The sequence below is a fragment of the Paenibacillus sp. BT-177 genome (assembly GCF_025846815.2).
Lineage (GTDB): Bacteria > Bacillota > Bacilli > Paenibacillales > Paenibacillaceae > Paenibacillus > Paenibacillus polymyxa_C.
The window spans coordinates 632,745-654,953 of sequence record NZ_JAOYTP010000001.1; the positions used below are offsets into that span (position 1 = coordinate 632,745).

17 protein-coding genes (1 of these 17 cut by a window edge) are annotated in these 22,209 nt (G+C 43.0%); 3 read left to right on the plus strand and 14 right to left on the minus strand.

Annotated elements, in window-relative coordinates; all coding sequences use genetic code 11:
* From OIU26_RS02860 to OIU26_RS02900, 9 genes are all read right to left on the minus strand, one after another.
* Window positions 1-7,853, minus strand: the 5' portion of a protein-coding gene (locus tag OIU26_RS02860; protein WP_264215883.1) for a non-ribosomal peptide synthetase. 3,280 nt of this gene lie to the left of the window's left edge; the window shows 7,853 of its 11,133 coding nt (coding positions 1-7,853); it begins with the start codon at window positions 7,851-7,853; its stop codon lies off the left edge, out of view.
* A gap of 234 nt (window positions 7,854-8,087) precedes the next feature.
* Window positions 8,088-8,837 (minus strand): polyketide synthase, encoded by a 750-nt coding sequence (locus OIU26_RS02865; RefSeq protein WP_090738772.1) that lies wholly within the window; start codon window positions 8,835-8,837, stop codon window positions 8,088-8,090.
* A gap of 46 nt (window positions 8,838-8,883) precedes the next feature.
* Window positions 8,884-9,645: an enoyl-CoA hydratase/isomerase gene (locus OIU26_RS02870; RefSeq protein ID WP_165079622.1), complete on the minus strand. Its 762-nt coding sequence runs from the start codon at window positions 9,643-9,645 to the stop codon at window positions 8,884-8,886.
* A complete protein-coding gene (locus tag OIU26_RS02875; protein ID WP_165079621.1) occupies window positions 9,642-10,904 on the minus strand; it encodes a hydroxymethylglutaryl-CoA synthase family protein in 1,263 nt (420 codons plus the stop codon). The genes OIU26_RS02870 and OIU26_RS02875 overlap by 4 nt, the downstream gene beginning before the upstream one ends.
* Before the next feature lie 15 nt (window positions 10,905-10,919).
* Window positions 10,920-12,167, minus strand: coding sequence for a beta-ketoacyl synthase N-terminal-like domain-containing protein (locus OIU26_RS02880; protein ID WP_264215884.1), 1,248 nt, complete (start codon window positions 12,165-12,167; stop codon window positions 10,920-10,922).
* Entirely contained in the window at window positions 12,145-12,384 is a 240-nt protein-coding gene (locus OIU26_RS02885; RefSeq protein ID WP_264215885.1) for an acyl carrier protein, read from the minus strand. Before OIU26_RS02885 ends, OIU26_RS02880 begins: the two co-directional genes overlap by 23 nt.
* A 25-nt stretch (window positions 12,385-12,409) precedes the next feature.
* Window positions 12,410-13,171 (minus strand): 4'-phosphopantetheinyl transferase superfamily protein, encoded by a 762-nt coding sequence (locus tag OIU26_RS02890; RefSeq protein WP_264215886.1) that lies wholly within the window; start codon window positions 13,169-13,171, stop codon window positions 12,410-12,412.
* Between the two features lie 108 nt (window positions 13,172-13,279).
* The gene (gene loaP, locus OIU26_RS02895) at window positions 13,280-13,801 is read right to left on the minus strand and encodes an antiterminator LoaP (protein ID WP_013371942.1); all 522 of its coding nucleotides are present in this window, start codon (window positions 13,799-13,801) and stop codon (window positions 13,280-13,282) included.
* 325 nt (window positions 13,802-14,126) lie between these two features.
* A complete protein-coding gene (locus OIU26_RS02900) occupies window positions 14,127-14,786 on the minus strand; it encodes an MBL fold metallo-hydrolase (RefSeq protein ID WP_264215887.1) in 660 nt (219 codons plus the stop codon).
* A 556-nt stretch (window positions 14,787-15,342) separates the two neighbouring features.
* On the opposite strand from OIU26_RS02900, the gene OIU26_RS02905 reads away from it, so the two are divergent.
* Both OIU26_RS02905 and cysK read left to right on the plus strand, forming a co-directional pair.
* Window positions 15,343-15,897, plus strand: coding sequence for a carbohydrate binding domain-containing protein (locus OIU26_RS02905; protein ID WP_129549596.1), 555 nt, complete (start codon window positions 15,343-15,345; stop codon window positions 15,895-15,897).
* A gap of 715 nt (window positions 15,898-16,612) precedes the next feature.
* Window positions 16,613-17,554, plus strand: a complete 942-nt coding sequence (gene cysK, locus OIU26_RS02910) for a cysteine synthase A (RefSeq protein ID WP_264215888.1) — start codon at window positions 16,613-16,615, stop codon at window positions 17,552-17,554.
* Between the two features lie 203 nt (window positions 17,555-17,757).
* On the opposite strand, the gene OIU26_RS02915 is transcribed toward cysK, so the two are convergent.
* The 4 genes from OIU26_RS02915 to OIU26_RS02930 all read right to left on the minus strand — a co-directional run bounded on the left by OIU26_RS02915 (window position 17,758) and on the right by OIU26_RS02930 (window position 19,288).
* The gene (locus OIU26_RS02915; protein WP_264215889.1) at window positions 17,758-18,087 is read right to left on the minus strand and encodes a YolD-like family protein; all 330 of its coding nucleotides are present in this window, start codon (window positions 18,085-18,087) and stop codon (window positions 17,758-17,760) included.
* A gap of 173 nt (window positions 18,088-18,260) precedes the next feature.
* A complete protein-coding gene (locus tag OIU26_RS02920) occupies window positions 18,261-18,656 on the minus strand; it encodes a hypothetical protein (protein ID WP_264215890.1) in 396 nt (131 codons plus the stop codon).
* 13 nt (window positions 18,657-18,669) lie between these two features.
* Entirely contained in the window at window positions 18,670-18,903 is a 234-nt protein-coding gene (locus tag OIU26_RS02925) for a hypothetical protein (RefSeq protein ID WP_264215891.1), read from the minus strand.
* Window positions 18,904-18,997: 94 nt separating this feature from the next.
* Window positions 18,998-19,288, minus strand: a complete 291-nt coding sequence (locus OIU26_RS02930) for a hypothetical protein (protein ID WP_264215892.1) — start codon at window positions 19,286-19,288, stop codon at window positions 18,998-19,000.
* 440 nt (window positions 19,289-19,728) lie between these two features.
* On the opposite strand from OIU26_RS02930, the gene OIU26_RS02935 reads away from it, so the two are divergent.
* Window positions 19,729-20,208: a hypothetical protein gene (locus tag OIU26_RS02935; RefSeq protein WP_264215893.1), complete on the plus strand. Its 480-nt coding sequence runs from the start codon at window positions 19,729-19,731 to the stop codon at window positions 20,206-20,208.
* Between the two features lie 1,669 nt (window positions 20,209-21,877).
* On the opposite strand, the gene OIU26_RS02940 is transcribed toward OIU26_RS02935, so the two are convergent.
* The gene (locus OIU26_RS02940; RefSeq protein WP_264215894.1) at window positions 21,878-22,180 is read right to left on the minus strand and encodes a phBC6A51 family helix-turn-helix protein; all 303 of its coding nucleotides are present in this window, start codon (window positions 22,178-22,180) and stop codon (window positions 21,878-21,880) included.
* Window positions 22,181-22,209: the final 29 nt, after the last annotated feature.

Sequence of the window (22,209 nt, forward strand, 5' to 3'; positions counted from 1 at the left end):
CCGTCCAGTGTCGACCGCCCTGTCAGGATCAAGGTCGCTGCTTGGGTGTGTCGAACCAGTTCTTCGGCAACAAGCAGCCCCAGGCCGCCAGAGCCGCCGGTGATGAGATACACGCCCCCATCTCTCCATGGCAGCTCCACATCTGACCGAGACGACTCGAACCTGTTCCAGCAAGCGGTTTTGCGTTGACTGCCTTCATAGCGAATCCATCCATCCACCGGACTGCGACTGTTTTCTTCCAGCTTCGCCAGCAGGTTTTCCGCAAGTTCTCCCTGTTCCACTTCGATCAATTGCCCGATGAGTTTCGGATTTTCCAGTCGGGCGGTCTTCAGCAGACCCGCAAGTCCTGAAAAGAGCCGCCCTTCTCCAGCCGCCGTCACGACAAGCTGAACCAGCACCCTTCCTGCAGGCTTGTCTTTGAGTAGGCTTTGGATGCTCTCAAAGGCCTGAACTGCATAGGCCTGAAACCGCTCATCCACCCGGCTCTTCCCAGATGAGAAGGCCAAGACCTGTGCCGCTCCGTTCACTCGCGCTTCAAGCCGTTCAGGTAAAGCCTCGTCCGGCTCACACAGTAAGATGATACGGCGGTCGTAGGCAGGGGCTTCGACCTCTGGAGGTACGTCCTGCTCCTTCCAGACTGGCTCAAACATCAGAGTTTGGCTGGCTGCAGTCGCAGGTGCTTCCGCCACTGCTCTGACCCTTGCTGCTCCAGCCTCAACCTCAGGAGCCCAGCAGCGTTGTTGAGCAAAAGGATACGTAGGCAGACTGATTCTTTTCGGTCGCATATCGTAATACAGCAATTTCCAATCGATATGGAAGCCTTTGGCCCATAGCTCTGCCAGCTTGTTCATTTCACGATTTGAGATCCATTTGCTCACTAATTCCTTGAACACTTCTTCCTGTTCAAACCATTGCATTGAATCTTGCTGGTTATTTTCTCCCCTCCAGCAATTCTCGATATGTTCTTGTCCATTCGCGAACGAATCCAATTTTTGCACCAGCTCGCTCGTATTCTTGACGATAAACGCTACCCGACATTTCATTGTCATTCGTCCTGTTTGAAGCGTAAAAGATACATCCGACAAATTGATTTCTTGAGAAGCTGTCAAGAAAGCCGAGAGGTCCCCAGCATATGCCTTAAGGCGCTGATCATTTTTGGCAGACAAAGGAATAAGATACTCAGCAGCATCGTTCACCAAACTGGATTTAGAACGTTCGGGTTCATCATTAGCTACAAATTGTTCGAAAATAGCATGAGCATTCGTTCCGCCTATGCCAAAAGAGCTCAGCGCCGCTCGATGGGGAGCCGACGCTTGTTCCCATTTCCGCAGTTTATCAACAACATAAAAAGGCGATTCAGACAAATGGATATCGGTATTGGGTGTATCATAATTAAGCGTAGGAGGAATCTCATTATGGTATAAGCTTAAAGCGACTTTAATACACCCCGCCAAACCTGCTGCAGTGTCCAAATGTCCGATATTGGTTTTGACCGATCCAATACCACAAAACTGTTTTTTGGCTGTATACTGCCTGAATGTATCATTCAAGGCAGCAAATTCAACCGGATCGCCCAATTTGGTTCCGGTTCCATGTGTCTCAATATAACTGATCGTTTCGGGATGAATTCCGGTTGATTCGATCGTCTTCTGAATAACTTCAGATTGACCCTTAACACTTGGAGCATAAAACCCTAGTTTGTCAGTCCCATCGTTGTTCACGCTAACCCCTCGTAAAATCGTATAAATATGGTCACCGTCTCTAATGGCATCCAGCGTTTTTTTCAGTAGAACAACTCCAACCCCTTCTCCGCCAATCATTCCGTCTGCCGAATCGTCAAAAGCTCTAATATGGCCATCACTAGAAAAGTTCAAGCCAGGCTGATACACATAACCTAAGCTGTTGAAAGGAAAGATTGTTGACGCTCCAACCAAGGCGTATTTTGCTTCACCAGACAACAGGCTTTGCGAAGCTAGACGAAGTCCGACTAACGAAGAAGAACAGTTGGAATGCACAAATAAGCTGGGACCTTTAAATCCCAATTTATGAGAGATCATAGTAGGAATGGTCCCGCCTTGTGCCAAAATCCAGGTTACATATTCATCCGCATTCCTCAGGACATTAGGTGATTGCGATGCCAAATTAGGAATAAAGGCTTGATAAAAGCTGCTGCTCGCCGACATATACACACTGGTCTCAGGAATTTCCTTGGAGACATAACCAGCATCTTCGACAGCCTTCCATGCATGCTGTAGCAGTAATTTCATCTGAGGGTCCATAAATTCTGCATTTTTCTGGGATAAATTAAAAAACTCAGGGTCGAAATACTCTTTCCCCTCAATCGTGCAATGTCCGGGCACATAGTGTGGATGCTCGACAATCTCTCTCTCCAGCCCTAACTGGGCGAGCTCTTCTTGGGAAAAGTACCGGACACTTTCCACCCCTGCCCTCAAATTGCTCCAAAACTCAATGTGGTTTTTTGCACCCGGGAAATGGGACGAAATTCCTATAATTGCGATACTATCCTCATAATAATCAGGGTAGGAGGGTTTATGTTCATCTTCCTCCGAGTCTAATCCCTGTGAAATGGTATTTTTAGCGGTATCTGTTTGTTCTGTTGCAGAAGCTGGTGCCTCGCCTTTTACTTTCGTAATATAGGCACTAAGTTCCCTAACCGTTGGATACTTGAACAATGCTGTCACCGAAATATCACATTCCAGCTTGTCCTTGATCCTTCTAATCATCTCTGCGGCTGAAAAAGAATTTCCGCCCACGTCGAAAAAAGCATCATCCGTACTTAGATGATCGATATCCAGAAGCTTTTTCCATATTGTTAAAACTTGTTGTTCAACATCCGATTGCGGCAAATGGATTTTTCTTGTTGCTGTCGCCAGCTCGACCCTACGACCCATTAATTCCTTCCGATCTATTTTGCCATTCGGGGTCAATGGCAGCTTGTCCAGTTCGATAAAGAATGCTGGAATCATATAATAAGGCAAGAATGCTTTTAAATAATTTCGTACTTCTTTCGGATCAAGTGAGGATTCCCCGAACTGAGAGTTGTTGCGTAAATAGTAGGCGACAAGCTGCTTATCCCCTCCTTGTTCCTTGGCGATCACGACACATTCATCAATTCCCGGATATGTTCTGATCTGACCTTCAACTTCACTTAGCTCAATTCGAAACCCGCGGATTTTCACTTGATAATCCATCCGACCCAAATACTCAATAGAGCCGTCAGAAAGCCACTTGCATAAATCTCCAGTTCTATAGAGCTTAGTTCCGGGCTTGAATGGGTTGTCAATAAACTTTTCATCCGTAAGCACCGGCTGATTCAAATAACCTCTGGCCAAGCCACTGCCCGAAATGAAAAGCTCACCCGGAAGTCCAATAGGCACAGGTCTAAGGTGCTGATCCAAAATATAAATCTGAGTGTTGGCAATAGGCTTACCGATCGAAAGCGGCTTGTCGGCGGTAATCGTTTGAATTGTAGACCAAATCGTCGTCTCAGTCGGACCAAACATATTCCATGCGTCACCGTTGTTATGAACAAAATAAGATTTCAATATTTCTGAAAGTGCTTCTCCGCCACAGAGCATTTTCATGTTCTCTTCGTTCTTCCAGCCAGCTTGAAAGAGCATGGTCCAAGTCACAGGGGTAGCCTGCATTATTGTCGGTTTTATTTTTTGTATCTCCTGCTTGAGTCTTTCGGCATCCTTGACTTTTTCAGAACTGCAAACATAGCATTGAGCGCCTTTAATCAAAGGCAGGTATAATTCCAGTCCTGCGATGTCAAAGCAATACGTTGTCACTGCGAGCAGTTTGTCCTGCTCTGTTATGCCTGGCTTTTCTGCCATGGAAAGAAGAAAGTTGGTTAACGCTTTGTGCGGGATCATGACCCCTTTGGGTTTTCCTGTACTTCCAGAGGTATATATCACATATGCCAAATGGCTAGGCTGCACTTCCCGTTTGAGTGTCTTTCTCCCCTTTATACTACTTGTCAGAAGATCCCAATCGTTATCAAGAACAATGCAATTCACATTACTCCCTGCCAGCCGAGACACTTTTTCCAACAATCCCGATTGCGTAATGACAAGGGCTGCATTGGAATCCTGAAGCATATACTCCAATCGATCCTCCGGATAGTCCGGATCAAGTGGTACATAGGATCCTCCTGCCAGAAGGATTCCCAACAGCCCAATGACCATTTCTAAAGACCGTTCCATGCAAATTCCTACCAGCGTATCAGGAGTCACGCCCTGATTTTGCAAATATATGGCGAGCAAAGTGCTCTTTTCTTTTAATTCCCGATAGGTAAGCGATTGTTCTTCATACACGACTGCAATAGCCTCAGGCGTTTTTCTTGCCTGTTTTATGAATAATTCGGGAAAGCATTTATCCGGATAACTCACTTCGGTTGCATTCCAGTCATAAAGGATGCTGTTCTTTTCCTCTTGCAATAGTACTGAATAGTCCTGCAGGGCCCCTGTAGGATTGCTCATTAGTGCTTCCGCTAATCCGATATAACGCTCAGCCATCTGTACAATAGTTGATTCATCGAACAAACCGGAACGGTATTTGATATTTAATGTCATCTCTTCTTCCTGCTCCAGCAGCTCCAATACCAGCTCATATTCACCTTCCTGGTGAATTTCTTCTACCAACTCAACGGTAAAGCTATCGCTATACGGCGCACAAAGCTGCTGCAAGCTTGAAGTTTGCAGGTAATTTTGGTAAGAAAAAACGGTTTGAAACACAGGCGAGCTCGCCAGCAGACGCGGCACATTTAATGCTCGAACCAGAGCCGGAAAAGGATAAGGAGCATGATCCATTCCATTGACTACGTTCATTTGCAATTTTTTTATGAAATCCAGGAATGTCTCTGTTTCCGACACTTGGCTGCGTATTGGAAGCATGTTGACAAAATATCCGATTAGTTGGTCAAAACGCTCCTCTGGTCGTACCATAACTGGCATTCCAACAATGATATCTTCCTGTCTCGAATACTGGTTAAGCAATATCACATACATACCTAACAAGACGGTAGACAAGCTCATATATTGCGTACGAGCAAAAGATTTTACCCGATTGACCCAATCAACTGGAAGCCGCTTGGTGTATGTTTGTCCTTCCATGCTCGGAGTCAGAAAACCTGAGCGGCTATATGGAAGCTCTAGAGTCGGTAAAGCACCCGACAACTGTTGCTTCCAATAGGAAAAATGCTTCTCCCCTTCTGCACTGGCCAGCATCGTTTGTTCCCATTCCACAAAATCGTTATAGCTCGCGGCAGGTGGTAAAACGATCGGTCTATTTCCTCGTACCAAGTCTTTATATGCATCTAAAAAACTTTGAATAAAAAGGACGAAAGAACTACCATCAAAAATAATATGATGGATGACCACTAGTATGAAATGTTCTTGTTCGGACCTGGACATCAGATACACACGCATCATAGAGTCCTGTTCCAGCGCGAATGGCTGCTTTGCTTTGCTCCGAATAAAGGGCATGATTTCATCCGCTTTCAAGCTTGAAATATCCTCTACCTGCATATTGAACGGCTGAGCAGGATTCAGCTTTTGATAAGGTGTCCCGTTTTCTTCTTCAATCACACTATTTAAAATAGGATATTGTTCTAAAACGGTGTGGAAAGCCTGTTTAACGTTCTCTATCTCCACTTTCGTATTAAATCGGAGACATATCGGTACATTGTAAGCATTGATTTCAGGAGACATTTTATGTAATAACCACAGTCCTTTTTGAACTTCAGAAAGTGGATTCCTTTGCAAACCGTGCAGGATTGTCTCGGTCTTGGCCTCTACAACCGGTTTATCTTTTTCAATCTTTTTGGCTAAATAAGCCGATAGCAGTTGAATCGTCGGGTATTCTAGAATTTCTCTTGCATTAACCTTGATCGGATAAGATTTTTCGATACCGCGTATGAGCTTCATGACAAGAATGGAATCGATGCCGTAGCCGTGAATATTTTTATTCAAATCTATTGTCTCGGACTCCAGATTCAGTTCCCCATGCAAAAAATGCACCATATATTCCTGAATCTTCAGCTGTATCAACGAAACAGCGTTTATAGTAACATCCGTTTCTCCTATATCTGAATGCGCTGTTGAGAGGGTACTCCGATATTGATAAAGCGCCCTAAGCTCTTGTTTGATATAGGCATTACGGCAGACCTTTCTTTGAATTTTCCCGCTCCCCGTTTTGGGAATACTACCCTTTGGCAGCAAATATATATCATATATCTCAAGTTGATGTGTCCCAGATACAGCGTTCAGCATGTTTTCAACCAGTCGTTTATATTCCTGCTCATGAAGAGGTGCTTCAATCTCCTGTACGACGATTACCTTTTCCTGACCATTGATTTCGGCGGAAAATACAGCGATAGGCAAGGTCAACTCCGGCATATTCTTTTGGATGGTCCATTCAATATCGACAGCATGATGATTTTTACCATGAATGATGATGACTTCCTTCTCTCTGCCGATGACATAGATATGATTGTCTGCAATAAAACCAAGGTCTCCTGTACGGAAAAAACCGTCTTCTTGTGTATTGGAAAGTACCGCCTCAAAAGTGCTGTCCGTTTCTTCCTTCCTGTTTAGATAGCCCTCTGCCGTCCGATCGGATTTAATCCAAATCTCGCCGATTTCCCCTGGTAGGCATTGCATATGACTTTCAGGATGAACAATCCGTATTTCTGTTGGAGCTTCGATTTCCCCGCAGCTGACAACGGTCTTTGATGGATTCTTCTCATCTGTGTATTGGACTCTTCTTTGCTCCAAGCTAGGAATATCCAAATTAAGAAATCTCATCGACTGGCCCGGTTTTACACTGGTAACAGGACACAGCTCAGACAAGCCCAGAAGAGGACAAAATATATCTTCTTTAAGCCCTAATGCCCGGAAATTATGAATGAAGTTTTCGTAACTCTCCTTCCGAATGGGCTCACCTGCACATATAATAGCTTGGAGATGGTGTAGAGAATATTCCTGTAGTGAAGCTATGTCCAAGGTGGAGCAGCAGTAATCGAATGCAAAGTTTGGCGCAGCCGTATGGGTAGCCTGATACTTGTCAATCATCTGAATCCAGTGCTCCGGATTTTTAGCAAAGCTTTCTGGTGGGAGAAGAATGCTTGAGGCACCATTGAATAGCGGTACCAAAATATTGTTTTGCAGTCCAAAAGCATGGAATTGCGGCATCCAGGACACGATACGGCTATTTTGGTCAATTCTCCATTGCTTAGCCTTAACCTGATTCATCAAACATCTATGGCTGAGAATTACGCCTTTAGGCAGGGATGTAGAGCCTGATGTGTACAGCAAAAGGGCCATATCTTCAGGTGCTGGCATTCTCATCTTCATATCTACGTGGGCGGCGCTCTTCTGAAGAATCTCATCAATATTTAGGATACGAAACGTTCTATACTCTGGTTGTGTTTGGAGAAAGGCTTTGAATGCAGTATTTGTTATGATACATACAGCCTCGGAATCTGTTTGAATAGGCTTTATTTTCTCAAGCATTTTTTCATCTGGCTCTGCTGCTGTAATGGGTGTAGGGATGGCTACGATGTTTGCATAAAAACATGCCAGCATGCTGCTGATATATCCCAGACCCTGTGGAAATACAAGAAGCGCTCTTTCCTGCGCGGCCAGTTCTTTCATTAGAATGTTGCCCAAAGTTTGTACTTGCAGCAAAAGCGTGGTTCCCGTAAGAACTTGAGGATGCTCTCCTTCATTCTCAAAAGTAAACAACTCTGTTTCAGGAAATTGCCGGCAAGTTTCCATAAAAGAAACGATCGGGATATTAAGGTCTGATCTTTGATCATGTTTACGTGTCATTCATCCACCAACTCCTCAAAACACAAAATTTAAATACAACATGAGCTAAATGCTTATCACGATGTCTATTTTGAGCTGCTGTTTCACGTTTGAAGCGTTGCCTAATCGAAAGTAGCAAAGAAAAAACGAGTGATGAGAAAGGCTATGTGCCCCTTTCACACTCGTTTCCAGATTCCCATGAACAACCGTAAAAGGCGTTCAACAAATCTCGATAAATTAATCTATAAAAAATTGTTATTTTCCAAACAGGTTGATAATTCGTTCTTTAACCTCGGCTTGATGAAAAGTCTTTTCATGCATAATCAGCTCTTGTTCTACGATTTTGGGAAGCTGAGCTCGGAGTGGAGCAACCAGATGATCCTTTAACGTGATTAATGAAAATCTGGGTTTCTCGGCAAGCTGTCTAGCAAGGTCCAACCCATAGCTCATCACTTCTTTGCGAGGCAGAACTGGAAACGGCACTCCCCGCTTCTCCAGTTCTGCACCTCGGTAATTCCCCCCATTTAACAGTAATTCTTCTCCCAGGCTGAACCCCAGTTTTTGGGGAATAATGAACGTCGCACCCATTCCCGGTGTGAATCCATATCTCATAAAATTAGTCGTGTACATACTTTCCTTGCTCAGGATTACGAAATCAGAAAATAGCCCCATGACAAAGCCCCCACCAACCGCATGGCCCTGCATGGCAGCTATCACTGGAACTTTGCAGTTCAATGCCAGAGAGTAAATATTTTCATCAGTAAACTTCGATGTTCCTTCATGTATAGCCAATAGTCCTTCTTGCGTCCCACCAGTGGCAAAGTAGTTGTCATACCCTGTTAGAATTACGACTTTGCAGGTCGAGTCATCCTGGATCGTTCGGAACGCTTCTCTAAGTCCATGAGTCATTTCAAGTGTAAATGTATTTTTATGAACTCTATCTTGCATTGTTACTTGAATAATCCCTCGCTCGATCTCAAGTAACTCAACCACAGATTGTGACATGATGATCTACTTCCCCCTAAGCATCCCGTCTTGTGGCAAACGCCCATCAGTCCATCCACGGAAATTGACCTGTTTCGACATAGCGGAAAATGCCCTTAAGATTTTGAGCGTCTGAAAACACCTCTTGATTGGAAGCCAACGCCAGTGGTTTGCACTGACGTAAATCGCTGAGTTCGTCCATAAAGCGCTTGTAGCGTAAAATACCCGTTTTGGACAATCGTCTAAGACGTAATAAATGCTTGCGCAGCACCGTATCGCTCTGTGCATCATACACATCAACCAATCCCCATGAAAGGGCCTGTTGAACCATAACTGGTTGTGTCATTAATGTCAAATAATTCGCTTTTTGGAATCCAATTCTGCGTACTAAAAAGGGCAGAACACAAGCAGGGAAAAGCCCAAATAACAATTCCGACAGACTAAACTGTGCTGTCTGATCTGCTATCACAATGTCGCTGGCAGCAATAAATCCGATACCGCCAGCGTTTGCCTTTCCTCGCACATGAGAAATCGTGATATAGGGCCCCGTCGCCAGTTTTAACCACAGATCATACAGAGGTTCGGGATTCTGGGCATGCTCATGTTTATTTGCCATGTTTTCGTACATTCCTTGAAAATCCGCTCCAAGACAGAACACCTCCGGCAGACCTTCCAAAACGACGATCGTAACCGATTCCTCACACAGTGCAAGCACGTGCATGCATTCCTCAATGAGGATGTTATTAATCGTGTTATTTGCCTCCGGTCGGTAAAACCGTAAATAACAAATCGAATCTTGGAACCGAACCTGAATCGTTTGATAATTCATGATTCCCACCGATATTTGCGGTGGAATTCATAAATTTCTTCCAGATATAACCGCTGTCTCCCTTTCCCGGAATCAATCACTCCCGAAACCAATTGAAAATCCAGTTTGGTGTTGCGGGTTCCAAAGCGTACAGCATCGCTGCCTTTCAGCAAGGATTCATATTCATCCATGGATAATTGATAGCGATCATCCAAATTACGCTCGATCTCAAAACGACGCAGATACTCTTGGCCTTGCGGCATGACCACACCGCTATAAAATTCTGAGCAGCAGCCTGATCCATAGGAAAAGCAGCCAATCCGCTTCGGAGAATCAAATGTGCCCTTATCAATCGTACCTGCCAAGGACAGGTACAAGGTCGCACCCATAATATTGCCGACTCGTTGGCAATACTCCAATCCTGGCTTGACACGTTGTAAATAATCCGCCTCAATCTCATTCGGTTTGGCCTGAGTCATCCTTCGCATCATTGTTCGATGCGCTCCTTTTACCATTCCACCGAATGGGGTATGGAAGGAAAGATACTGGAAGGTATCTTTATAATCCACCCCTTTTACCCGTTTCTGGTATTCCAGAAATGCTTGCTCGCAACAGTCCAGATAGGACATTAAAGACAAGTCCGCATCTCCGGCCTCGCTATCTGGTATCGGCCGGCAAGTATCCATCACCTCATAGCCATAATATCCATTAGCACCCGCATCAACTTGGAATATATGAGGATTTTCACTAATGAGCATAGCCACAGCTCCTGCCCCTCCGCTTGGTTCAGCGTAAGACCAATCCTCACTCAAAACATCCCCGCCTTCAGCGGCAATAAATCGTGAGATATCACTGGCAATGACAAGCGCTTTGGCCCCTGGAGAAACCTGGGATAAAATAAAATTCACCGCCATTTGGAATCCGGCAGTCCCCGAATAACAGGCTTGCTTGAGTTCAAATAGCCTGCAATTCCGATTCAGTCCCAAATAGTGGTGAATATATGTACTGATTGATTTGCCAAAATCAATCCCTGATTCTGTACAGGTTATAAGCATTTCGATGCGGTTTTTTTCCGCTTCAGAGAGGGCGTCCACCAGCGGTTTTGCCGCATTGACTCCGAAGGTAACCGGATCTTCATAAGGCAGAGCAACAGCCTTTTCTTTCATTAATAAATTTTCAAATCTCGCAGGGTCCAACTGTCTGTGCTGCGCTAATTGCATGACATCCAGATAGGCTGAGCCCCCAAAAACGTTCATCGCCTCTATTCCTACCAATACCATAACGCTCCCCCTTTCTTAAATACCCGACTCACACTTTTGCATACAAATGGCAGTATTGATTCCGCCAAACCCCATGCTTAGGTTCATAGTATTATGAATAACTGCTGGAATGGGCTCATTTTTCACCCAGTTGCAATCCACTCCGATAGGCTTCTCCAAATTACGTGTAGGATGAAGTTTCGACTCCTTCATTTGTAAAAGAGTAGCAATAATTTCAACCGTTCCAGCCGCGCTCAGGCCATGACCGATAATGGATTTGGTTGCATTGATGTAAGCGTGCGATAAATTACAATCCTGTATTGCCTTTATTTCGATCTCGTCCCCAACGACTGAGCCTGTCCCGTGGGGATTAATATAATCAATCTTTTCTGGCTGCAGCTTCGCTTTCTTCAAGGCCCTTTTAATCACCTGAACCTCACCTTCATAAGAGGGATTGGGATTTCGATTCCGATCCATCCCCATGTCCCAGCCTGTAAGCTTTGCATAGGATTTCTCCTGACGCTTCATTGCAAAATCTGACCGCTCAATAACGATAACTCCGCAAGATTCCCCATATATGAACCCGTCGCGCATCTGATCAAAGGGGCGACAAGCCTTTGCCGGTTCATTAGCGTATCGGTCGCTTCCCATGGCCCCCAAGGATCGCAACGCCTGGCATTCCAAATACGAAATATCCATCATCGCCCCCATCGCAATGCATACATCAACCCGATTTGCTTGAATTGCCTCAATCGCTTGAATGATGGCGACTTGTCCACTTGCAGAAGCCCCTCCGACAGTATACGCTAACCCTTGAATGCCGAATTGCTCGGTACATAGTCCGCATAAATCAGTATCCATAAAGGAAAGCCCATAGGTTGGAGGTACAAAGTGCATTTTTTCCCGATAAGCCTCATAGGTCTGAAATAATTCCCGTTGCTGAAAATTAGATCCTCCAATCACGAGCCCAATGCGGCTAGGGTCGACGTGATCCAGTTTAGCATCATCCCAGGCTTCTTGAAGGGTAACCATTGCCACCTGTCCTGAAAATGATGCGGTTCGTAACATTCGTTTGGATATGGACTCCGGATAAGATAGGGTTGGTAGCTCCGCACCTATAAATGAAGCTTCTCCTCCTCTGCCGGGACGTTGCATGACTCCAAATGCATGTTGCCCTTTGAATAATGCGGAAGCAAAGGCAGCCTTCCCCTGGCCAATCGCCGAAGTAACACCAATGCCCGTAATAACTAACTCAGACTGTTTATAATTTGGCATAGAGCGCATCTGCCAATTCTCCTATATTTTTCACGCCAGATAACTCAACGCGCGGAATATTAAGAGATAATGCTTCCATGGTCTTCATTACAATATCGGCTCGATCTACCGAATCCGCACCCAAGTCTACCAAACGATCCTCATACTGGAACTGGTGATCATTTAATTCCGGGAGCACTTCACAAATACAACCTTTAACGAGTTCAAACACTTCTTCTTTACGCATGTTTACCCTCCTAAAATTGGACTATCTACAAATAACTTTGATGAAAAAGCGGATTAAATTGCTCATACAATCGAGACATGTTCATATTCCATTCTGTCTTCCTTGGTGCTGCAATAGTAAAGATGTAGTTACCCAACCGATACGACTGGGCAGCATATTGTGGAAAGTGCGAAAATGTACTCTGAAAGCATCCACTTTTAAATCTGATCTCGTTAATTTCAAGCACTTGCAATGATGCTGTAAAACCGGTGCGCAATATTTTCGAAATCGCCTCCTTTACCGTCCAAGAAACCGTCAATAAAACAGAGTACTCCTCTACTCCCCGAACGGCTGCGATTCTTTCTCTTTCTTCCATCGTCAACTGGCTTTCCATGGTCTTATTTCGGTTAGGACTTATTCTCTCAATATCAATCCCCATAGGATGCGCTTCTGGAAAAACAACAGCGGTCCCAATATCATCACAGTGGGCGATGCTCACTTGGTATCCAGGGGCGCCGGTAGTTCGAAGCAAGGGCTGGCCGAAAACACCTGTCTCCACGCTTATGTTGCTCAGGTTCGACTCACTCAACAGCAACGATGCTGCTTGTTTAGCACTTAGCCTGCCGAGCAGAAAGTTGGATTTTCGGCGCTGGAATAGCAGGCTCTCAAAGTAGCTACATTCATCTGAATGAAAAATCTCTGGATCGAGAGAAGCACCGGCATGACAAACTGCATGTACAAAACTTACAGCCGCCTTCATCACAGTATCTTCCCGCGTCAATATGAGCTGTTCCGTATACAAAACCACATGCATATCCCCCTATGAACAGGCAAGCCCAAACCAAAAAAACCTTCAAATCCCTTAAGGGCTCTGAAAGCTTCCACATGGAGAAAAATATTCTCACAATTGTTCTATTTAAACTTTACTAATAATTTCTAAAGCTACGTTCACTAGTCTGATATCACCCATAAATTCTAACTGAATAACCGCCTGTCTTTTATGCCTGTCTATCTTCTTAACTATGCTGCTTCTTCCTTTAAGTGGTCCTTCTATGATACGTATATTGTCTCCTTCAATAATTCCAGTTGAGCATTCTATACAATATCTATCATTGCATAAACTCTCTAAAACTTGTCTCTCGCAATCTCGCATGGAGGCTTCTAACTTCGAATATCTCAATAAACGAATGATATCACTGGAAGTATAAATCATTGAATTTGTACTTGTTACGAACTGTAAGTCAGGTAAGTTGGACTCAATAAATACATAACTGGGGAACAAAGGTGCTAATTCTTTCTTGACTGTTCCTGCTACTTTAAAAAGTCTCTCTTGGATCGGTATAAATGGTTTGTAAACTTCAGAATCAAACCACTTATTAAAAAGTTGTTTAACCCTTTCTTCCCTACCCGTTCGCACAAAAAGCACATACCAATTCACTCCGCTCATCTCCTAACAAAACATACTGCCAAAATCAACTCCTATAATGTCCGCTGCCAGTATATGCATAGCTTCGCCCTTTCACTTATCCTGATTGATAAGCTACAATCTCTCACGATATGTCCCTCATCAGTGGTTAACGTGACCCGCCAGCGATTAACCGCAAACAAGTTCCTTTATTTTTCATATAATCATATAAATGGAATAGTATATTTCCATTATAATCCTCTGCCCAAACAGTGTCAATTGCCATTTTGGCAACACCCCAGTCTATCTTTAGGGGGGGATGCCATATCCCCCTTTAGAACTCACCCTTTTTACCAACTCATTTGAAATTGAATAGACCTTTTTGGTTGGGACGCATTCTGAAATTAATAAACGGTTTCATACTCGTAAATTGAAAATAAATATTTTCATCCATAAGGTGACTGAGTGGGAAACCAGGTGCTTTACCATATGAATGAGCAGGATAAATTTGAATGGAGCTATCAACCTCTCGCTTTATTTTTTGAACGCTATGATATAAGTCTTTCGGATCTCCTCCATTCGGATCACAAAATCCACAACCTTCAATGAAAATGGTATCCCCCGTAAATAAGTGATTGGATAAAAGATAGCACACACTTCCCATGGTATGCCCAGGGGTCAGAAGACTTATAATTTCTGTTTCTCCAAGTTTGATAAAGTCCCCATCTTTAATAGGATGTAAATTTTTACATCTAAAATGGTAATAATCGATTTCTTGTATTGACATGAATACGTGCGGTCTATACTTTTCCAGGAGCGGATTTACCAAATTAACATGATCTAAATGTGAATGGGTTAATAAAATGGCTCTTAGATTACCATTCAACTGTCGAAGAAATGACTCTATTTTTAATATATCCCATGACGGATCGACAATGGCAATGTCTCCTGTTTTTTTATCCATTACAATATATACATAGTTAATAAAATTCATAAAACGGACTCTTAACTGTTCCATATGGTATGTCAGACTCATATCAGCTTTACTGAACCCACCTTCCATGGCCAAATCAAAATTTGTGCGTAAAATTCACTGTTCAAATGCGGCTGAATTGATCTGCATCACTACGCGTTTCCTATGCTGCAATCTTTGCTAAGAGTTCCTGAATAACAAGCATTCCTGCGATTTTCGGGATCATTCTTGTCTCCGATGGTCTTTCTGTAAAAAGTTGCTGTACCAACGATTATAGCAACTTATGCAATAGAAGGGCTTTGACTCTCTGTTACAAGATTTTGCACTATAAAGTCGAAAAAGCTGCACTGAAAAGGTCGTAAGGCCCAGTCTAATTAACAGTTCTTATAGATCCCCAACTCACGTTCGAGCTTGATAGATTCAAAAGCAATACGAGTCGCTTTGTGTAAATATCACACCCTTTCTTCGCTGTAATTACGTAACCAAAAAAATACCGCCCTACGACGGTATTTTTGGTTTCTCTTAATATGAACACTATTATTCACACTTTCATAAACTACTAATACAAAATACATTTTTTACAGAAAGAGAGTTGGCTTAAATGAAACCTAAAAAAGCTGGAAAAAGTACAACTACTGTCCGTAGAGGGATGAATAGATCCCCTATACAACCTCACACATTGAAGAAGAAAAAAATTTTGCCTACCCAGGCTGTTGTTAGAAACGGTGGCTTTGAAGATCAGGATTTGACACCTTGGATTGCAAACGTCAGCAACGTGACAGGTCAAATCTTTATTACCAGAACCAACCCGCACAGTGGCAATCAAGCCGTCAGAATCTCAGCTAACCCGGGGCACAGCGTCTCGCTTAGACAAACGATTTCCGATCTGAGTAGAGGAAGAAGATACCGTGTGACCTTCTGGGTACGTAATTTGATCAGGCCTTTCGGCGGTCGGCTTCAAATTAGTCTAGGAGAGCAAACCTACACAATTCAGCTAAACTCGCTACCTTCATCACAATATGAGAGAGTCTCCCGTACCTTCTCAATCTCAGGGAATTCGGGGACAGTCTCTAGAGATTTAGTGTTCCGTGTTACAGCGCAGGATGCTTTTGCCACCATTCTTTTGGATGATGTATCAATATCCAGATTAAGATAACAAATCACTTGGTGGCATAATTATCCTTACAAAACACAAAACTAAACTGGATTTTTATAGCATGTAATTTATCAAAATAACAACGCCTCCTCCGCATACTAACGGTAAGGCGCTTCGTTGGTCCTGTGTACTTACGGATTGCTCCATTACAGCTACACAGGACCTAGCGTTATTTTCATCCGATTAACACTGATGAGATCGAGATAAAACATGAAATGCCGAGGACCAGGATTGAACCGGTACGGTAATCACCTATCGCAGGATTTTATGTTATGAGTTTTTAATACACTGTAGTGGCACACAGTTCCACAAGCCAGTATTCTCAAGGCTTTTATATGTCCGTATATGTTCTCATTTGGACTGTAATCTATACAAAACACTAGAGTCTGTCCCCAATAAAAAGAGCAGAAGGATTAATTCCTTACTGCTCTTTTTGCCTTCTATTAAATACAAAATCCTGGGAAAAATCCAGTTGATTATGAACCGTGATAATTATTCTGAAATTAAAAAATGATACACCGTATACATTCTTAATGACTCTCTTGGTTCTGAATAAACTTGGTCTATTTTTTTATGAATAGCACCTTAGGCTTAAACTGTTCCATCCGTTCCTGCTCCTCACTATGAATTAACAGGACATGGTTATGAATAAAAATTCGTGATAATATGTATGTCACAGTAAGTAGATATGAATTAATTGTTTGGAGGGATAATTTTGACTAAAATTCATCAAAAATTGACAGAGTTAATTGGAAATACTCCTTTGTTAGCACTGTTAAACTACAGCCAAATCCAAAATATTGAGGCAAACGTGGTAGCAAAGTTGGAATATCTCAATCCGGCTGGTAGCGTTAAGGACCGCATTGGATATGCTATGATTAAAGACGCTGAGGAGAAAGGCTTAATCAATAAAGACTCCATTATTATCGAGCCGACAAGTGGCAATACTGGAATCGGACTTGCATTTGCGGCTGCGGCTCTTGGATACAAACTTATAATTACACTTCCTGAAACGTTTAGTATCGAACGTCGCAAGCTTTTGACTGCGTTCGGTGCTGAGCTTGTGTTAACACCGGGATCCGAGGGGATGAGAGGCGCTATCAAGCGTGCTGAGCTCTTGGCTGCCGAAACACCAAACTCTTTCATACCACAGCAGTTTAGCAATCCTGCCAATCCAGAAATTCATCGCAAAACTACAGCTGTGGAAATCTGGGATGATACGGACGGCGGTGTAGATATTTTTATCGCGGGCGTAGGTACAGGTGGAACTATTTCGGGCGTTGGACAGGCATTGAAGGAACGAAAACCTTCTGTAAAAGTGATAGCCGTCGAACCGTTCGATTCACCAGTGCTGTCTGGCGGTACTCCAGGTTCACATCAACTACAAGGACTCGGTGCTGGTTTTATTCCAAATAACTTTAATGAAGAATATGTAGATGAGGTTTTAAAAGTTAAAAACGAAGATGCGTTTGAAACTGCTCGCCTGCTTGCCAAAACAGAAGGGCTGCTTGTTGGTATTTCTTCTGGGGCTGCGGTTTATGCAGCAACACAAATTGCGAAACTTCCAGAAAACAAAGGCAAGATGATCGTGGTCATATTACCTGATACAGGTGAGCGTTATTTGTCCACTCCGCTTTTCTCAGACGTAGAATTATAAAACGCCGAAGGCAGGGATCCCCCTGCCTCTTTTGTTATTTTCCAGACACATATAGGATTCTTCTTTTTTAGTTAATCAGCTAAAACACTAGCATCAAATGCTCCTAGAAAGACTTCGACTTGGATTGTCGCAGGTAAGGGGTTGAAAACATTTCTTGTTTGTTGGATAACGTCAGTAGAATATTTACTCCTCTTAGATTTTTGCTAGATACTTGCTGAAATGATACCCTCCAACTTGATCAAACTAAAATTATCCTCGCCACGAAACAGTTTTACTTCCCTACGAGCAGTATTTATAGACGTGATTACACCTGTGAGTTCTTCGTCATCGAACGGGCTAAAAATCACCAATGTTATAGGTTGACATGTGTTGTAGGACTCTATAAGCGCTTGCTCGATCAACTGGGCTTCCTGATCGTCAAGTTCCGGCTTGCCTCCCCGCTGACGGTCTTTCATGAGTTTTAAGTACACTTCCTTGTGTTCTGGTATGATAATCCGACTGCTTTCCCACAAGCCATTACCTTCACTGAACAACGTATACTCTTAATGGCTTAATGCAGCAGCGAATAGTTCTATATCCGACTTTAACACTTTATATGTATGGTTCATGCTATTCACCTCAAAATAGGCATTTGCTGAATTGGTGTAGTATTCCTTTAACGACAGAAAAAGACTTGCCACTTATCCAGCGAACCTTAATTTTAAGTTTAATGCAACGGAGCCAGATCCCAATCCGTCTGTAAATCGGCGCCAAACTGTCTTATTGCTTCTTTAGTAGCAAAAAGGCAGAAGTCTTGTTGGGAACCGTAAAAATTCAGCTGATATAGAGTACCCGAGTCAAGTTCTTCCCAGCTTAACTCATAAAGGTCTTTCTCGAATGAGGAGTAGAATCCATTCAAACTTTCTACGAGAAATTGCGAGGTTGCTTCAATATAATTCTTAAGTGTGATATTGGTCCACCCAAAATCCAAATCATATACCTTTCTATTTGTTTTAAAGTATTTGAAATTGAGCTGACACCCTTCACGTTCACCCGGGATAAGATATTTGAATGTAAATTCAACCCATGTTCCTTCTTCATTTTTGTCTTTAAGAATAGCCATTGTTTTCTCCTCTTTATTTAAAATTCCACATAGACTTAAACCAACGCTTTTTCACAATTACTCGGTAATTAATAGTGTCCTTACCGTTATCGCTATAAATTGTGATTACATCATTCGCACCATTATCCAAAATGGCTATTACTCTATTATTAGGGTCATAAACAACACGAGCTCCTGTTTGGATATCAACATATTTTTCAACTGCTCTCATACCTGATGCTTTACCTTCAAGCAGGTTGTCAATCATAAGAGTAGTAATTCCGTCTTTGATAGCCTCCTCAATGGCATGTTTAGTTAAGTTTGTAATAACATTTCTTGTTGTGGTTTGAACAGCAACAGAACTACCTTTTTTTGAAAAGTTGTTGTATTGTAAACTTAATTATATGACCAATTGATGCTGGTTGAGCTGCAAACGGAGTAATATGATTTTGACTAAATTCAGATTGAATGCCAGACTGATTTTCCTTGTATTCTTCATACACTTTATCCAATTGTCTGTCATATTCTTCAGTAACTTCTTCAGACTGATGAGTGATTTCTTCAGCTGAAGCTGAAGTTGCAGTCAAACCAAAAATATTAAATAATAAAATAACGGATAAAATTACGGAAGAATACTTAGCTATTCTCTTCAAGTTAGCACTTCTATGTTTTATTTTTAACAAGTATGGTTGGCCAACCAATATTTACAATAATAGTACAACTTGAATTATTATACAATTATGTTCTTTTTTTACACTTGAAATTCTAACATATTTTTGCATTTTATTTATTGAATTTAATTGTAGAAATGCAATAACACCCCACTAGCTTAGCTAGTGGGGTGTTGCCAATGCTTTCGGATTGCACAACAGTGCTTCCTTATGTGTTGTTGTCAGCATAATTATTCGGATGATTTTGTAAACAAAATATGTTAGTTCATGTTGATCACCTCGATCATTCATTCGGTGAATGGTGTGATAATTACTTCAACGACAAAAAGGCTCATCCGAATAACTGGGTAGATCCTTTTTAGTGGTTTTGAATTAATGATTATACCGCAACGCTCTCTGCCTTTATGCTGATACCTTGCTGTATGATTGAAAATGAGTGGGTTCCGAAGTACGCCGTAATAGAATTAAAGAACGGAACCACTTTGGAATCTCACTGCTCCAAAATCAACAATCATGTTCTGCCGAAAATTGGCCATATGCCTATTGATGAAATTACAATCATGATTTTAGTGAAATTATTCGCTGATATGAGAAAGCCTGGCGCCCGTGTTGATAAAAAAGATAAAAAGTTTACTCTTGCATCGCGTACAATCCAGTATGCTTACGATGTAACAAATAGCATATTCCAACGAGCTACAGAATGGCGTGTACTGATCAAAAATCCCCTGGGAGGCGTTAAACGTTCACAAATTAGCAAAGAGGATAAAAAGGCCAGGAAAGACCGCAAAAATTACTTTGAAGAAGATGAGGCAGTCGAGGTAATTGATAAGTTACTTTATACAGACTCTAAATGGAAACTCTTTTTCTTAGGAGCGATAATGGAGAGGATTCCGACGCGGTGAGTTAATTGCTTTAGACGAAGACGATTGCGATTTTGAAAACAGCAGATTGAGGATTGACGAGAGCATTTCAAGCACCAAAAATGGCCAGGCGGACATTACAGATACTAAGAATAAAGCACCTAACGATTATGTAGATATGCCTTAATGGTATATGGAGGAACTGGTCGTCCATGTTAAAAACATGCGTAAACTAAGGTTTGAGGCAAAGGCAAATGGGATATGGAAAGGCAGGGATCGGAACTTTATTTTTCACTCAGGTACAGGGAAACCTATTACCATAAAACGCCGTCCCAGCAGTGGAAAAACTAGTGTGAGGGGAACGATTTCCGTAATGCATCACTTCATGGTCTCCGCCATACAAATGCAACGTATTTGCTGGGTCAGGGAACATCCATCAAGGAGCTTCAACATCGATCGCGACATTCCACTCCACATCTCAGGTGACTTCAGATACCTATGCTCACGTCACCAAGAAGCTCAGTCGTAAAACGATAGCGCACCTTGACATCTTCGATCCAAAAGTTCGTCCCCAATCCGTCCCCAAAAGCGAAAAAGACGCTCGCTCCCTGTGATATGAGTGTTATGGTCTCAACCCCAAAAAAATCAAAAAACCCTTGAGTATCAAGGGTTTCATGCAATAAAACTAGTATGCCGAGGACCGGGATCGAACCGGTACGGTAGTCACCTACCGCAGGATTTTAAGTCACATACGAATAGTAAGCGTATGAAAACCGCGCTGTATCAACGTTTTAGACCGATTATATACGTTAAATTGACGACAAGTACCCGAGGACCTCACCGTTCATTTATGCGTGATGTGATTTCGTAGGCTCCCGCTCCTGTGCGGTTGCTACCATTATATTATACGGTAAATATTTCCGGTATACAAGCGCCCTTAAACGAAGAAAAAGCGCCCGCCCACGGATCATAACCGTAGACGAGCGCTTTATAATTTTCGGAGGTTTATTTTGATACGCGGATTGTTTTCGCACCAGATTCCGGGCCGCGCGAGGGGGGCGCTTGGGGGTACGGCCCTCGCAATCTCCACGCAAAAATACGCTTATTCATTCGCTTTTGATAGCGTAAATAAGCGTTAATTTCGATCGGACACACGCAGCCATACGTACCACCCAGTCGCCTTTTATGCATCGGATATTCACGGACATGTGCACAAAATCCATATTATGCGAATATGTCTGCGCTCGGAACCCGCGCCGTTATGCGGTTGATGCCGCGCTGCATAAACGTACCCTATGCACTGTATATACATTACCAGCGTATACTCCGTATAAATCCCGCAGCTACGCGGCTTTACGCCATGTCCGGCCACCTACCCGCTGGTAGCGTATGCAGTGAAATGCGCTGGTTCTTTCGGCCATTATGCATAACGTATGCAGCCGGAATGTATAGCGTAAATCCGCCATACCCGAAAGTTTCCGTAGCTATAAAACTGCGAGACTCCGCGCCCCAACTGGACCCTCAGCTATTAGCACGCTTTCGTATCCGAAAAATTCCGAAGGGGCCACGCGTCAGGAGCTTCGTGTAGGAAAATTCGCTATAAAGTACACTTTTGGGACGCGATAAATAGCCGCTAAAGCCTTATATATCGCTGATATAACGCCATTTCAACCGATTTCGCATACGGTATGAATCCGAACCGACTCGCAGCTTAAATAAGGCCGAGCATTCGGCATCTCTCCGTTAGTTCATCCGATGAAAGCGCGAGCCAATCTACCGTACTCTTATGTCGTCGACGTATTGCGGATATAAACCCTCGGTGTACCTTCTCGTATTCTTTATTAAAATCCTCACGCTGCCTCCAGCGGTACAGTGTCCGCCTATCAACTCCGCATAGTGACGCAATTTCATCCATTGTGTCATGTATGCCCTTGCGCGCTAGCATTTCGATTGCAAGCCTATGACGCTCGTCCAACGGTGGCCGTGCGCGTCTTTTACGCTTCTTATTCGTCATTGTAACGCAACTCCTTCCGTATGTAAAAA